13 protein-coding genes and 3 pseudogenes are annotated in these 13,688 nt (G+C 43.1%); 6 read left to right on the top strand and 10 right to left on the bottom strand.

Features of this window, described 5'->3' with window-relative positions:
- Window positions 1-30: 30 nt before the first annotated feature.
- Genes yibB through rfaD form a run of 4 tightly spaced genes read right to left on the bottom strand, consistent with a single transcriptional unit; the run spans window position 31 to window position 3,911 of the window.
- Complete coding sequence (gene yibB / locus PR699_RS17590) at window positions 31-891, bottom strand: protein YibB (RefSeq protein WP_014657206.1); 861 nt, start codon at window positions 889-891, stop codon at window positions 31-33.
- A gap of 60 nt (window positions 892-951) precedes the next feature.
- Window positions 952-1,917, bottom strand: coding sequence for a lipopolysaccharide heptosyltransferase RfaC (gene rfaC / locus PR699_RS17585; protein WP_014657207.1), 966 nt, complete (start codon window positions 1,915-1,917; stop codon window positions 952-954).
- A complete protein-coding gene (rfaF, locus tag PR699_RS17580) occupies window positions 1,917-2,963 on the bottom strand; it encodes an ADP-heptose--LPS heptosyltransferase RfaF (protein ID WP_014657208.1) in 1,047 nt (348 codons plus the stop codon). The genes rfaC and rfaF overlap by 1 nt, the downstream gene beginning before the upstream one ends.
- 9 nt (window positions 2,964-2,972) lie before the next feature.
- A complete protein-coding gene (gene rfaD, locus PR699_RS17575; protein WP_004924289.1) occupies window positions 2,973-3,911 on the bottom strand; it encodes an ADP-glyceromanno-heptose 6-epimerase in 939 nt (312 codons plus the stop codon).
- A 231-nt stretch (window positions 3,912-4,142) separates the two neighbouring features.
- Between rfaD and PR699_RS17570 the strand changes: the two genes are divergently transcribed.
- Window positions 4,143-5,339, top strand: a complete 1,197-nt coding sequence (locus tag PR699_RS17570) for a glycine C-acetyltransferase (protein ID WP_004924294.1) — start codon at window positions 4,143-4,145, stop codon at window positions 5,337-5,339.
- A 23-nt stretch (window positions 5,340-5,362) separates the two neighbouring features.
- Window positions 5,363-6,388 (top strand): L-threonine 3-dehydrogenase, encoded by a 1,026-nt coding sequence (gene tdh, locus PR699_RS17565; RefSeq protein ID WP_036942514.1) that lies wholly within the window; start codon window positions 5,363-5,365, stop codon window positions 6,386-6,388.
- Between the two features lie 74 nt (window positions 6,389-6,462).
- Here the strand turns inward: tdh and PR699_RS17560 are convergent, their stop codons facing one another.
- The gene (locus PR699_RS17560) at window positions 6,463-7,422 is read right to left on the bottom strand and encodes a divergent polysaccharide deacetylase family protein (protein ID WP_104873128.1); all 960 of its coding nucleotides are present in this window, start codon (window positions 7,420-7,422) and stop codon (window positions 6,463-6,465) included.
- Between the two features lie 26 nt (window positions 7,423-7,448).
- Entirely contained in the window at window positions 7,449-8,741 is a 1,293-nt protein-coding gene (gene envC / locus PR699_RS17555) for a murein hydrolase activator EnvC (RefSeq protein ID WP_004924302.1), read from the bottom strand.
- A 495-nt stretch (window positions 8,742-9,236) separates the two neighbouring features.
- Between envC and PR699_RS17550 the strand changes: the two genes are divergently transcribed.
- From PR699_RS17550 to cysE, 4 genes are all read left to right on the top strand, one after another.
- Complete coding sequence (locus PR699_RS17550) at window positions 9,237-9,674, top strand: rhodanese-like domain-containing protein (protein WP_004924305.1); 438 nt, start codon at window positions 9,237-9,239, stop codon at window positions 9,672-9,674.
- A gap of 116 nt (window positions 9,675-9,790) precedes the next feature.
- Entirely contained in the window at window positions 9,791-10,267 is a 477-nt protein-coding gene (secB, locus tag PR699_RS17545) for a protein-export chaperone SecB (protein ID WP_014657213.1), read from the top strand.
- Window positions 10,267-11,295: an NAD(P)H-dependent glycerol-3-phosphate dehydrogenase gene (gene gpsA, locus PR699_RS17540; RefSeq protein ID WP_004924313.1), complete on the top strand. Its 1,029-nt coding sequence runs from the start codon at window positions 10,267-10,269 to the stop codon at window positions 11,293-11,295. The genes secB and gpsA overlap by 1 nt, the downstream gene beginning before the upstream one ends.
- 23 nt (window positions 11,296-11,318) lie before the next feature.
- Window positions 11,319-12,140 (top strand): serine O-acetyltransferase, encoded by an 822-nt coding sequence (gene cysE / locus PR699_RS17535; protein ID WP_004924317.1) that lies wholly within the window; start codon window positions 11,319-11,321, stop codon window positions 12,138-12,140.
- Window positions 12,141-12,248: 108 nt separating this feature from the next.
- On the opposite strand, the pseudogene PR699_RS17530 reads toward cysE, so the two are convergent.
- From PR699_RS17530 to PR699_RS17515, 4 genes and pseudogenes are all read right to left on the bottom strand, one after another.
- Window positions 12,249-12,508 (bottom strand): annotated as a pseudogene (locus PR699_RS17530) (Txe/YoeB family addiction module toxin).
- A pseudogene (locus PR699_RS17525) lies at window positions 12,501-12,751 on the bottom strand (type II toxin-antitoxin system Phd/YefM family antitoxin). The pseudogenes PR699_RS17530 and PR699_RS17525 overlap by 8 nt, the downstream one beginning before the upstream one ends.
- Before the next feature lie 80 nt (window positions 12,752-12,831).
- Window positions 12,832-13,335, bottom strand: coding sequence for a tRNA (uridine(34)/cytosine(34)/5-carboxymethylaminomethyluridine(34)-2'-O)-methyltransferase TrmL (trmL, locus tag PR699_RS17520; protein ID WP_014657216.1), 504 nt, complete (start codon window positions 13,333-13,335; stop codon window positions 12,832-12,834).
- 152 nt (window positions 13,336-13,487) lie between these two features.
- Window positions 13,488-13,688 (bottom strand): annotated as a pseudogene (locus PR699_RS17515) (GDP-mannose 4,6-dehydratase); the annotation flags it as partial.

Here is a 13,688-nt window from a genome sequence, read left to right as displayed (position 1 = left end):
GCCTCGTCTAACAAGGCGTTACATGAACAATTATTTAATTATCTTTAACTTAATGCCTAAACGGATTAAATTATTTGATTTTGAGCCATCATGGAATAGTTTAAACACGCTTAACCAGTTCATATACCCCAAGTAATTTAGTTGGAAGAAGTCAGGGTTTTTGCTTACGCATGTTATGTAGATTCCTTGATCATCATCAATCATACCTGAAGCTAAAAAGTCTTTTTGCGTTTTGAATATAAGATTATAAAATTCAGGCCATTTTTCTTTACTAGCAACCAATACTCCACCAATAATATGTGGGTCATTATTTAAGACAGTTTCTAACACGGCTTTTTCATCCGTAAGATCTAAAGTATTTTTGATAGTGAAAAGATGAACTTTATTTTTATCGAAAGGATGATTCCATTCAGTTATACCATAACGTATTGAATTATTACGAATATAACCAAAATCAACCCATGCAACTAAGTCACTATCAACAAGGTTTTCATCAATGGCTTTTTTAACAAAAAAAGACTTTATATTGTTGATCAAAACATATTCAGGCGACCAATACTCAGGGTAGCGTAAGAGTTTAGGTTGGATTAACGATTTAAATGAATCACTGTTTTGTATTTTGGCTATTTTTTTGAGGATAAATTTAAATTTTTTCTGAAGATCAATTGTGATTATATGGGTTGGTTTATCTTTCCTCAGAGCAAGAATTTTTTCCTTAAATTCTGAGGATGTAAAAATGACCATTTTATTTTCGAGCTTAGCTAATCTACGGAAATACTTTAAATAAGTATTATTTGTACGCTCTAAAGATCTAGAACGGCCATTTGCTCTATTCCAGTTTCCTCTACCAATATCAAAAAAAGCAGTTACTATTGTTATTGATTCTTTCATAAAATGTGGCTAGCCCGTTGTAGTATAAAATTTAGTTATAATCAATCAGTGATATATAAATCATGAGACTCTAGATTTCAATTTTTCAAATACTTCATTAGGTTTTATTGAACTCATAGTACCATCCACAGATTTAATTTCATGTTGCTCTAAACCATAGCCGCCAATCAGCCCGGGATCTGTTGGGCCAAACAGGGTGAAATTCGGTTTATCTAATGCGGCGGTTAGATGGCTAAGGCCTGTATCAACAGAAACCACCGCCTTAGCATTAGCAATTTGTAGAGCAACTTCGGCTAAGGTTAATTTAGGCAAAACTTCGACAAAATCAAACCCATCTGCAAGACGTAATGCCCTTTGGTGTTCATGCTCTGCGCCCCATGGCAGTTTTATTTTTAAACCACTGTCGGCCATTAACCCAATCAGTTCTCGCCAGTGCTCTTCAGGCCAGTGTTTATCATCACGAGTGGTTGAATGCAAGAACACCACATAGTCATCCTGTGTGACTGTGGGGGCATGTAAAAAATGTTGAGCGATGGCATAGTCACCTTGCGCTTTAGGACTATCGTAGCCAAGACTCGCGGCAAACAGTTGGCGAATACGTTCTACGGCGTGCTGTTGCTTACTAATTTGGTATTTATAGTCGTAAAAAAAACTGGCAATAGGCTCTCGAATACTGTGGCGATCATAGCCATGTTTAGGGCCATCTGCGAGACGCGTGACCAGAAAGGCACTTTTCAATAGGCCTTGAGCATCAATAATCGCATCATAGCGGGTTGCAGTCAGTTGCTGGCGAAATGCAGCACGTTCGGCGCGAATGGGGGCAGAAAACCAGTTTTTACGCCAACGGCGGATAGCAACAGGGATCACTTGATTGACTGCGCTGTGCCATGTGGGGATCTGCGCAAAACCCTCTTCTACAACCCAATCGAATTGGATATGAGGAAAGGCTTGCTGTGCATCCGTTAGTGCGGGTAGGGAGTGTAACACATCCCCCATCGATGAAGTCTTTACTAGCAGTACGCGCATCAAGCAACACCTATTTGTAATCGCGCCAGCGCATCAACCACTAATTGAGGCTGAATATCGATGAGACTTTGATGATAACCGCTTGCCCCATTACCTTTACGAACTTTATGGTAGCCACTAATTAAGCGGATAACTTCTGCTTTATTCGATAGTGGAGGCGTAAAATCAGGGCTACTTGGGCCATATAGGGCAACAAGCGGTTTATCCAATGCAGCAGCAACATGCATCAGTCCTGAATCATTGCTGACAACGGCCTGACAGCTAGCAATTAAATTCACGGCTTGTTCTAAAGACGTTTTACCTGCAAGGTTGCTACAATGCTCATGCGCACTGTCCGTTAGGCTTTGGCGAATTTCCTCACCTGCATCATGATCTTTTTGTGAGCCAAATAAGAGAACTTGATAACCTTTTTCGCTGATCAACTGCTCCGCTAGCGCGGCGTAGTGATAGTGCGGCCAACGTTTAGCCGGACCAAATTCTGCACCAGGGCAGAAGCCAATAATTGGGCGTGTGGTATTGATATTAAACGCTTTAATAGCCTCAGTGACTTCTTGTTCATTAACAGCCAGTTTAGGCCATAAGATAGGCTCTGGAATATCTGCTGCGCTGTGAATGTTTTGCTTATCATAAGCTAATGCAACATAGCGCTGCACCATCAACGGAAAAGCGGCTTTATCTAATGTACGGAGGTCATTAAGTAGTCCATAACGCATCTCACCGCGCCAACCCGTTCGTTTGGCAATTTTGGCAAAGAAGGGCACCAAAGCAGATTTAAATGAGTTCGGAAGAACAATGGCTTGGTCATAACCATTTTGGCGTAAACTAAGGCCAAGTTTACGGCGCTCACCAATCGCGAGCGCACCATGGCCTAATGGCATTGGGATGGCGGCATTGACTTCGGGCATTTTCGCCAATAGAGGGCGGCACCATTGAGGTGCCATCACATCAATTTGTGCTTGAGGATATTGAGCCTTTAGCGTGCGATATAGGCTCTGTGACATCATCATATCCCCTACCCATGAGGGGCCGATCACCAATATTTTCATAAAGTTGTATTAATCTTCTTTATTCAGCCATTGCATATATTCAGCTACGCCTTCGGCAACTGTTTTAAAAGGTGCCTTATAGCCAGCCGTACGTAATTTTGTCATGTCTGCTTGTGTGAAGCTTTGATAGCGCCCTTTTAGTTTCTCAGGGAATTCAATGTATTCAACAGAAACATTTTTATCACTGTGGAATTGTGTCACTGCATCGGCGACGGCTTGGAATGACTCGGCACGGCCTGTACCACAGTTAAAGATCCCTGAAATATTGTTCTGCCAGAACCATAAATTGACTGCGGCAACATCGCCGACATAAATAAAGTCACGGCGGAAGTTTTCACTACCTTCAAATAGCTTGGGTTGTTGGCCTTCATTAATTTGCTTATTCAGATGGTAAGCGACACTTGCCATGCTGCCTTTATGACCCTCACGAGGACCATATACGTTGAAGTAACGGAAACCACAAATTTGCGACTGTGCTTCTGGCAAAATTTCGCGAACGTACTGGTCAAAGAGGAATTTCGAATAGCCATAAACATTGAGTGGCTTTTCGAACTGGCGATCTTCAATAAAATTATCACTACGACCACCGTATGTTGCCGCTGAAGAGGCGTAGAGGAATGGGATTTCGCGCTCTAAGCAAAAATGCAGTAACTCTTTCGAATACTGATAGTTATTGTCCATCATGTACTTGCCATCCCATTCAGTTGTGGATGAGCAAGCACCTTCATGGAATACCGCATCGACATCACCAAAATCATCACCGGCGATAATACTCGCAATAAAATCTTCTTTATCAATGTAATCAGCAATATCGAGGTCAACAAGGTTGGCAAACTTAGTACCGTCTTTCAGATTATCGACAACGAGAATATCTGTACGACCAGCATCATTTAATGCTTTGACAATGTTGCTACCAATAAAACCAGCTCCGCCAGTGACAATGATCATCGGGCATACCTCAAATGGGTTAAGAACAAAAAGGATACGAATTGTTTTTCATAATAGCATTTCTGCGCGCTGACGACACCATAACTGGCAGACAAACATTCTAGAGGCTACATTTTTATAGGGGAATGATCGTGATCTTGGCTGCAAACTTAATTTATTTATGCTGCATCAGTCGATAGTTTTAGTATCTATTATTAAACTCTAAAAATCGTCACATAACAGGAATAAATCATGTCAGAACTATTTTATCAGCAGATTAAAGAGCAGTTAGCCCAAACAGAGGCTGCTGGTTTGTTTAAGCATGAGCGGATAATTACTTCCTCGCAAGATGCAGATATTGAAATTGTTGGTAATAAGCGAGTTGTTAATTTTTGTGCCAACAATTACTTGGGATTAGCAAATCACCCAGATTTGATTGAAGCCGCGAAGCAGGGTATGGATAGTCACGGTTTTGGTATGGCTTCTGTCCGTTTTATTTGTGGAACACAAGATAGCCATAAACAACTCGAAAAGAAATTGGCTGATTTTTTAGGTATGGAGGACGCCATACTCTATTCCTCTTGTTTTGATGCGAATGGGGGATTATTTGAAACCTTGCTAGGCCCCGAAGACGCGGTCATTTCAGATGCGTTAAACCACGCTTCCATTATCGATGGAATACGCCTTTGTAAAGCTAAACGGTATCGTTATGCAAATAATGATATGGCAGAGCTTAGGGCTTGTCTTGAAGAGGCTAAAGCCGCAGGTGCACGCCACATTTTGATTGCGACGGATGGTGTCTTCTCAATGGATGGTGTTATTGCCAATTTGAAAGCGGTTTGTGACCTAGCAGATGAATTCCAAGCATTAGTGATGGTTGATGATTCTCATGCGGTTGGTTTTGTTGGTAAAAATGGCCGCGGCACCCATGAATATTGTGATGTGATGGGGCGAGTAGACATTATTACAGGGACACTGGGTAAAGCGCTTGGTGGGGCTTCAGGCGGTTATACGGCGGCAAAAAAAGAAGTCGTCGAGTGGTTACGTCAACGCTCTCGTCCTTACTTATTTTCCAACTCATTAGCCCCCGCTATCGTTGCGGCCTCGATTAAAGTCATCGATATGATGAGTGAGGGGGATGCGCTACGTGAGCGGTTATGGCGTAATGCCGCGCTATTTCGTGAAAAGATGTCTGCGGCAGGCTTTACTCTCGCTGGCGCCGATCATGCCATTATTCCCGTTATGTTAGGGGATGCGGCGCTTGCTCAAGTTTTTGCAAATGAATTACTAGAAGAAGGTATTTATGTAACGGGTTTCTTCTACCCTGTTGTTCCTCAAGGACAAGCGCGTATTCGTACACAAATGTCGGCGGCACATACGGAAGAAGATATTTTACGCGTTGTAGACGCATTCACCCGCATAGGCAAAAAACTGAAAGTCATTTCCTAATGATAATAATATAAGGCCGTTCTATGAAAGCACTGTCTAAATTAAAAGCAGAACCAGGTATATGGATGACAGAAGTTCCAAAACCGGAACTAGGGCACAATGATGTGATGATAAAAATCCGTAAAACTGCCATTTGTGGTACGGATGTTCATATCTATAACTGGGATGAATGGTCACAAAAAACCATTCCTGTTCCAATGGTTGTGGGCCATGAATATATTGGGGAAATTGTTGAGATAGGACAGGAAGTCAAAGGCTTTAAAATCGGTGATCGTGTTTCCGGTGAGGGGCATATTACATGCGGTCACTGTCGCAACTGTCGTGGGGGGCGCACGCATTTATGCCGTAACACGATTGGCGTGGGGGTAAATCGCCCCGGCTGTTTTGCACAATACCTTGTGTTGCCTGCATTTAATGCGTTTAAAATCCCCGATAATATTCCAGATGAAATTGCTGCTATCTTTGACCCATTTGGTAACGCGGTTCATACTGCGCTCTCTTTTGATCTTGTTGGTGAAGATGTTTTAGTTTCAGGAGCAGGGCCTATCGGTATTATGGCTGCCGCGGTGTGCCGACATGTGGGGGCTCGTCACGTTGTTATCACTGACATCAATGACTATCGATTAGAGCTAGCTAAAAAAATGGGTGTCACTCGCGCGGTGAATGTGGGGCGTGAAAATCTAAAAGATGTGATGAAAGAGCTTGGCATGCAAGAAGGCTTTGATGTGGCTTTAGAGGTATCTGGCTCTCCCGCGGCCTTTCACTCTATGCTAGACACGATGAACCACGGCGGTCGCATTGCTTTATTGGGGATCCCATCTTCAGAAATGGCGATTGATTGGAGTAAAGTGATTTTTAAAGGCCTATTTATCAAAGGTATTTATGGCCGAGAGATGTTTGAAACTTGGTATAAAATGGCGACCTTGATCCAATCTGGGTTAGATCTTTCACCAATAATCACACATCAATTTTCTATCGATGATTTCCAAAAGGGCTTTGACGTGATGCGTTCAGGGCAGTCAGGAAAAGTGATATTAAATTGGGATTAGTCGGTGGTATTCCAGTTGCCGAATTTGTGCGGCAACTGGAAAGCAGTGTTAGGTTTTTGTTGTGTAAAGAACGGCTATTTTGGGGCAGATAATAGTGGCTGTAGCGTCTTATCTTGATAAATTGATTCAACCACAAACATCAGAAAATCAATCCCTTCTAGCGACGTATTTTCTGGTACTGTAAACTCACATACCCCGAGCCTAACTGGCTCCAGCGCCGTATCTTTAGGGTTGACTGTAGAAGGCGTGGGCTGTTTATTCGGCGTTTCAGGCTGCATTTTTAACGGTTTTTGGTCTGTGGGTTGCGAACTTCCTTGTAATAAGGCGCTTACCGAGACAAGTTCTATATCTGCAGGGAGTTGCGGCAAGTATTTCTGTAAAGCACGAACGGTCGAAGGGTGTGGATGACCTATCGCAATCGCATTGCCATGTTTACGTGCATAGGCGACCGCTTTATTAAGTTGAACGCGAGTTTCTTCCTCTGATTGATGGTTATCAAGGAAGATATGGCGGCGTACAACGGGAACACCAAATTCATTTGCGGCTTTTACGGCCTGCGTATTTCCGATGGTCACGCTATCTAAAAAGAAAAAGTTCGCCTTAGACAGTGAGTTCATGACATGGCGCATACCTGAAAGACTAGAGGTCATTTCACTGCCCATATGATTATTCATGCCCTTGGCATAAGGCACTTGGCTAATGGCTCGTTTGATAATACGGTCAATTTCTTCGGCGCTCATGGTTGGTGAAAGGGTGTTTTTTTCGAGTGGTTGCTTGCTAAGGGGTTTCATCGGCATGTGAATGATAACCTCTCGCCCTTGCTGATGGGCTTTATTGGCAACAAGCTGACCATGAGGTGAATCAGGCAAGATAGCAATCGTGATTGGCGTCGGCAGCGCCAATATTTGGTTATCTTCTTTCGTGCGATAGCCAAAGTCATCAATGACTATCGCTAATTTTGCTGCACTAGCCTGAAGGCTCATCATCAAAAGAGATAAACCGATGAGTCGCATAAAAGGCCGGCGTTTTGACATAATTATATTCCTAACTATTTATTTGGCTATCTACCTAGCCAAGGGCGAGGGTTGACCGTTTTACCCTGCCGACGAATTTCGAAGTACAGTGCTGGTCGCTCTTGCCCACCACTACTTCCCACAAGGGCGATAGGTTGCCCAGCGCGAACTTCTTGCCCAACATTGACGAGAGCACTTTGGTTATAGCCATATAAGCTCATATCGCCTTTACCATGTTCAACCACGACGACGAGGCCATAACCTTGTAGCCAGTCAGCAAGTAGTACACGGCCATCGGCAATGGCTTTGACTTGTGTGCCTTCGTTAGCGCCGATAACCATACCTTTCCAGCGTAGCTCACCTGAAATTGCCTCGCCATAATTGTGCAGGGTCTGTCCGCGAACTGGCCATAGTGCTTGCCCCGCAGGGCGGCCTAAGCCACCAGTACGAGACATGAGTGAACGCTCACTCTCTGAAGGTTTATAAGTCGAGCCTTTTTGTTTGGCTTTACGCTCTTTTTCAGCCACCTCAGCACGAATACGAGCGGCTTCACGCGCTTCACGCTCCGCTCTGGCTTTCGCCTCACGTTCAGCACGCGCGATCTTATCTCGCAACCTAGATTCATTTTGTTTCATGATGGCAAGATTTTTTTGATCTTCTTTAAGCGTACTTTCAAGGGCCGCAAGAGTTTGCTTACGTGCTGCCTGAGCCTTATCGAGTTTACGTTTTTCTTGCTGTTGGCGAGCTAAAGCTGTTTTTTGTTCCGCTTGTTTTTGCTGCTCAAGCTGTTTTTGCTGATTTAGTTCAAGGGTGGTGGCCTCAAGCTGTTTAATATTTTTTTCGCGCGCTTGATTGAGGTAGCTATAATAGGCGAGGATACGCTCTTCCCGTTGGCCTTCTTCACCTTTTAAAAACAGTGATAGACCTTGGTGCTTACCTAATCGGAAGGCAGCGTCAAGTTGCTCGGCAAGTAACTTTTCGTGCTCGGCTTTTTGCTTTTGCAATCGGTTAATATTGCTGTTTAATGAGGAAATCTCTTTATCTAATTGCTTAAGTTGAGATTGTGTCTCATGTAGCTCACGCCCTGCCGCAGAAATGTTTTTCTCTTGCTGTTGGAGTTGATTCAGCAATGATGCCCGTTTGGCTTGCTGGTTTTTGACGCTTTTTTCTTTTTCAGCGATATTTTGCAGCAAATTTTGGAGCTGATCTTTATTTTCGGTGATCTGATTGGCCGCCAATACCTGATTAGGCACCAGAGAGATTAATCCACAAACGAACAGGGTTGAAGCAATAGCCTGACGAATAGCTGCTCTTTTCATCCGGTTATGTGTATTGGCCATTCTGATAGAAAACCTCGAATAAATGCGATAGCTGATTATTTCATCTGATAGCGTGAGTTACCAGCACCCTATTCTGAATATTGCAACAAATCGCGCCGAACCAAACGCGTTTTATGACCTGATGAAAACTAAATTATCTTGTAATAATTAGCATATCATCATTTGTCATCCTATTGATTGTATAGTGTATCGCGCCATTTTGTAGCATTAAATCAAATATTTTCAGTGCTCGTTAGTGCCTCTGTGTCTTTTTCCACCACACAGAATGCTTGATTTTAACAGTGCAATTTTTTGTCACGCTTTGTGCTTATGGTAAAATGGTTCGTCTATATTGATAAATAAACGCTATTTTGTCGGGATTAGAGACCATTTCTGCGGAGTGTTTCGCAAAAAAAACAATGTAGTTTGCGCTAACTGGCTGTAATTAGCTCAACACAAAGGTATACTCTGAACCCTTTGGTATTCGTTTTTAACTAACGGGAGTGATTGCCCCCCATGATGCAAGAAATCATGCAATTCGTCAGCCGGAACATGTTATTGAGTCTGGTTTGGATCGCACTATTTGTCGCGGTGGTCGTAATGACCTTTAAAGGTTTGTTCTCTAAATCAAAAGTGATCACTCGCGCGCAGGCGATTGCTCTGATTAATAAAGAAGAGGCAGTCGTTGTGGATTTACGTACTCGTGACGACTTCCGCAAAGGGCACATTATTGATTCTATCAACTTAACGCCATCTGAAATTAAAGACAATAATTTAGGTGAGCTAGATAAACACAAACAGAAACCCGTTATTGTGGTCTCTGCAAGTGGTATGGAATCAGGTAAACCGGCTGAGCACCTCGTCCAGCACGGTTTTGAAAAAGTCTTTATCTTAAAAGAAGGGATTGCTGGCTGGTCAGGTGAAAACCTGCCGTTGGCTCGTGGTAAGAAATAATTTATCCGGCGTGTAAATTGTCATATATCCAATGATGCTCATTTGAGACAGGTTAGTTTGAACATCGGCGGGTCTATACAGTCAAATTCATATGGAAGTTAAAAGGTATTAAAACTATGTCAGAACAAAACAACTCAGAAATGGTATTCCAGATCCAACGTATCTATACAAAAGATGTTTCATTTGAAGCACCGAATGCACCACATATTTTCCAGCATGAGTGGCAGCCAGAAATCAAACTGGATTTGGATACTTCTTCTACTCAATTGACTGAAGGTGTTTATGAAGTTGTTTTGCGTGTTACCACAACAGCAAAACTGGGTGAAGAAACTGCATTCCTGTGTGAAGTTCAACAAGCCGGTGTATTCTCAATCGAAGGTATTGAAGGCACGCAAATGGCACATTGCTTAGGTGCATACTGCCCTAACATTCTGTTCCCATATGCACGTGAAGCAATCACTAGCATGGTGAGCCGTGGTACATTCCCTCAACTGAACCTTGCGCCAGTTAACTTTGATGCACTGTTTATGAATTATTTGCAACAGCAGCAAGGTGAATCAGCGCCAGATACAGAAGCTCAACAGGACGCTTAATGAAAACTGCTTCAATGACAGTCATCGGTGCCGGATCTTACGGCACCGCTTTAGCCATTACGTTAGCTCGTAATGGTCATCAGGTTGTGCTGTGGGGGCATGATCCTCAGCATATCCATACATTACAACAAGAACGTAGCAATCAGGCATTTTTGCCTGGCGTTTCTTTCCCTGATAGTTTATCTCTCGAAGCGGACCTCAAACGTGCCGTGGAAGCGAGTCCGAATATCTTGATCGTAGTACCAAGCCACGTTTTTGGTGATGTACTCAAGCAAATTCAACCTCATCTCCAAGCCAATTCTCGTGTTATTTGGGCGACTAAAGGCTTAGAAAGAGATACAGGACGCTTATTACAAGATGTGGCACGTGAAGTATTAGGCAATGAAATTCCACTCGCGGTGCTATCTGGCCCTACGTTTGCCAAAGAGCTGGCGGCGGGGATGCCGACGGCAATTTCGGTTGCGGCAACCGACAGTCAATTTGGCGATGAACTGCAACAACTTTTCCATTGCGGTAAGAGTTTCCGTGTGTACAAAAACCCTGATATGGTCGGCGTACAGCTTGGCGGAGCCGTGAAGAACGTCATTGCGATTGGCGCGGGTATTTCTGATGGTATGGGGTTTGGCGCGAATGCGCGTACCGCATTAATTACCCGTGGCCTTGCCGAAATGAGCCGGTTAGGTGCGGCATTAGGTGCTGATCCTGCCACCTTTATGGGTATGGCGGGGTTAGGTGACTTAGTGTTAACCTGTACTGATAACCAATCACGTAACCGCCGTTTTGGTATGATGCTCGGCGATGGGGTGAGTGTCAGTGAAGCCGAAAAAGAGATTGGCCAAGTGGTGGAAGGCTATCGCAATACTAAAGAAGTGAAAGCGCTTGCTGAGCGTACTGGTGTTGAGATGCCTATCACGGAGCAAATTTATCAAATCCTCTATTGCCATAAAAATGTGTTAGAGGCTGCACAGGCTCTATTAGGGCGTGCAACAAAAGATGAAATTGCTTATACGCCGACGTCGAAAGATTAAAGTTAAAAGATAAGTGAGTCATTATGTCGCGAGAAGAATTGGATAGGATCTGGGGGTTTATTAAAGAGGAAGCAAAATCGCTTGCTGATTGTGAACCGCTACTAGCCAGTTTTTTTAATGCAACACTGCTAAAGCATGACAACTTAGGCAGTGCGCTCAGCTATATGTTAGCAAACAAGCTAAGCTCTCCCATTATGCCTGCGATGGAAGTGAGGGAGATTGTTGAAGAAGCGTATCGTAATGATGAGCAGATGATCTTTTCAGCTGCAATGGATTTATCCGCCGTGCGTCTACGTGACCCCGCGGTGGATAAATACTCTACGCCACTCCTCTACCTTAAAGGGTTCCATGCATTGCAAGGTTACCGTATTGGGCATTGGCTATGGAAAGAGGGGCGCCAAGCGCTTGCGGTTTACCTGCAAAATCAAATATCAGTCACTTTTGCAGTGGATATTCACCCTGCTGCTCGTATTGGTTGTGGCATTATGCTGGATCATGCTACGGGCATTGTGATTGGTGAAACTGCCGTTGTTGAGAACGATGTTTCTATTCTTCAATCCGTGACTTTAGGTGGTACAGGCAAAACCTGCGGTGACCGTCACCCTAAAGTACGAGAAGGCGTGATGATCGGCGCTGGCGCGAAGATTCTTGGTAATATTGAGATAGGTCGTGGCGCAAAAATTGGTGCTGGCTCGGTTGTTCTTCACCCTGTTCCCCCTCATACAACCGTCGCGGGTGTACCTGCTCGGGTGGTTGGCAAGCCAAATAGTGATAAACCATCATTTGAGATGGATCAGAACTTTAATGGTTCGATTTATGGTTTTGAAGATGGCGATGGGATTTGAGAAGAGTCATTATTTTATCTGAGCTGAAACTGCTAAAAGATATGGATGAATATACTAGCCATACAGATGAGTTATTTCATGTTACTGTATCACAATTTATTGAACCTTTTAATAATAATAACGACAAGCAATAATAGTTAAACCCTCATCGTCTATTGAATAAATGAGCCTATTTGTTTCATCTATTCGTCTAGACCAGAAGCCAGCTAAGTTTTCTTTTAGTGGTTCTGGTTTTTCTATCCCATAAAAGGGGGTTCTTTTAGTATCGTCAATGAGCTTATTAATGCGTTTGAGCTTTTTTTGTCTTGGGTTTGCCAGTATAGATAGTCTTCCCATCCTTGGTCAGTCCATATTAAAAATCTACTCATTTATAAGCTCTCTTTTCTTTACTTTTCCGGCTTTAAATTGAGCGATTGATTTATTTAAATGTTCGGCATTTGCTGGTGAGCGTAATAAATCGTTTCCATTAGGCTATTGTAATACTCTAAAGACATAACTACAGCATCCTCTGAGTCACGACGAGTGATGATAGTTGTATCTGCATCATCAACAACGCTATCTAATACCGATTTTAGATTATTTCTAGCATCACTAAATGAAATTGTTTTCATTTTCCCTCCTATACTTGTACTTTATTCTGTATAGGTATAATGGCGTTATAAGGACAGTTCAAGCATGCATGGCTGCTAAATCAGTCGCGTAATAATGCTCCTGCGTAACCCAACTGCCTCCATGCCTCGAACACCACCACTGCAACAGAGTTGGATAGGTTCATACTGCGACTATCTGCCAACATAGGGATACGAATTTTTTGCTCAATTGGCATATTGTCGAGTACGTAAGGGGGTAATCCCCGCGTTTCTGGACCAAACATTAAATAATCATCTTGCCGATAGCTTACATTACTGTGGCTTGGCTTACCTTTGGTGGTTAAAGCAAAAACGCGAGCACCGCTAGCAGATTGGTTATTATCAGGACTTAAGCCTTCGCTATCTAAAAAAGCATAATAGTCATGATGGTGTTTGATATCGGCGAATTCACTGTAATCTAAGCCTGCACGGCGTAGTCGCTTATCATCCCAAGTAAAGCCTAGCGGATGGATAAGGTGCAAGCTAAATCCGGTATTGGCACAAAGGCGAATAATATTGCCTGTATTTGGCGGGATCTCTGGTTCGAATAAAACAATATGTGGCATAACGAATGGTTGTATTAAACAGTCAAGTTAGATGGAACAATGAGGAAGGATTTTACGCGCAAATGGTACAAGTTGCATGTAGTTGTTGAAGCTAAATAAAAAAGCGGGTTCGATAAGGAACCCGCTGTTAAGTGAAGGATCTCAATTAAAGGCTATTGCTGCTTATAGCCGTTAGGGTTTTGAGATTGCCAACGCCAGCTGTCATTAACCATATCTTGTACTGAATATTGTGCTTTCCATCCTAAATCATTAAAGGCCTTTTTAGGGCTAGACCAACATTCAGCGATATCGCCAGGGCGGCGCTCAACAATTTTATACGGGATAGGTTTACCTGATGCTTTTTCAAAAGCAGC

The sequence above is a fragment of the Providencia sp. PROV268 genome (genome assembly GCF_028477805.1).
Taxonomy (GTDB): Bacteria; Pseudomonadota; Gammaproteobacteria; order Enterobacterales; family Enterobacteriaceae; genus Providencia; species Providencia stuartii.
The sequence above is the reverse complement of the archived record's forward strand: the minus strand, read 5'-3'. Positions and strand labels throughout refer to the sequence as shown.

Bases quoted from the DNA above. Each gene is read 5' to 3' on its own strand.
- yibB (WP_014657206.1), bottom strand. From the start codon at position 891: ATGAAAGAATCAATAACAATAGTAACTGCTTTTTTTGATATTGGTAGA.
- rfaC (WP_014657207.1), bottom strand. From the start codon at position 1,917: ATGCGCGTACTGCTAGTAAAGACTTCATCGATGGGGGATGTGTTACAC.
- rfaF (WP_014657208.1), bottom strand. From the start codon at position 2,963: ATGAAAATATTGGTGATCGGCCCCTCATGGGTAGGGGATATGATGATG.
- rfaD (WP_004924289.1), bottom strand. From the start codon at position 3,911: ATGATCATTGTCACTGGCGGAGCTGGTTTTATTGGTAGCAACATTGTC.
- PR699_RS17570 (WP_004924294.1), top strand. From the start codon at position 4,143: ATGTCAGAACTATTTTATCAGCAGATTAAAGAGCAGTTAGCCCAAACA.
- tdh (WP_036942514.1), top strand. From the start codon at position 5,363: ATGAAAGCACTGTCTAAATTAAAAGCAGAACCAGGTATATGGATGACA.
- PR699_RS17560 (WP_104873128.1), bottom strand. From the start codon at position 7,422: ATGTCAAAACGCCGGCCTTTTATGCGACTCATCGGTTTATCTCTTTTG.
- envC (WP_004924302.1), bottom strand. From the start codon at position 8,741: ATGGCCAATACACATAACCGGATGAAAAGAGCAGCTATTCGTCAGGCT.
- PR699_RS17550 (WP_004924305.1), top strand. From the start codon at position 9,237: ATGATGCAAGAAATCATGCAATTCGTCAGCCGGAACATGTTATTGAGT.
- secB (WP_014657213.1), top strand. From the start codon at position 9,791: ATGTCAGAACAAAACAACTCAGAAATGGTATTCCAGATCCAACGTATC.
- gpsA (WP_004924313.1), top strand. From the start codon at position 10,267: ATGAAAACTGCTTCAATGACAGTCATCGGTGCCGGATCTTACGGCACC.
- cysE (WP_004924317.1), top strand. From the start codon at position 11,319: ATGTCGCGAGAAGAATTGGATAGGATCTGGGGGTTTATTAAAGAGGAA.
- trmL (WP_014657216.1), bottom strand. From the start codon at position 13,335: ATGCCACATATTGTTTTATTCGAACCAGAGATCCCGCCAAATACAGGC.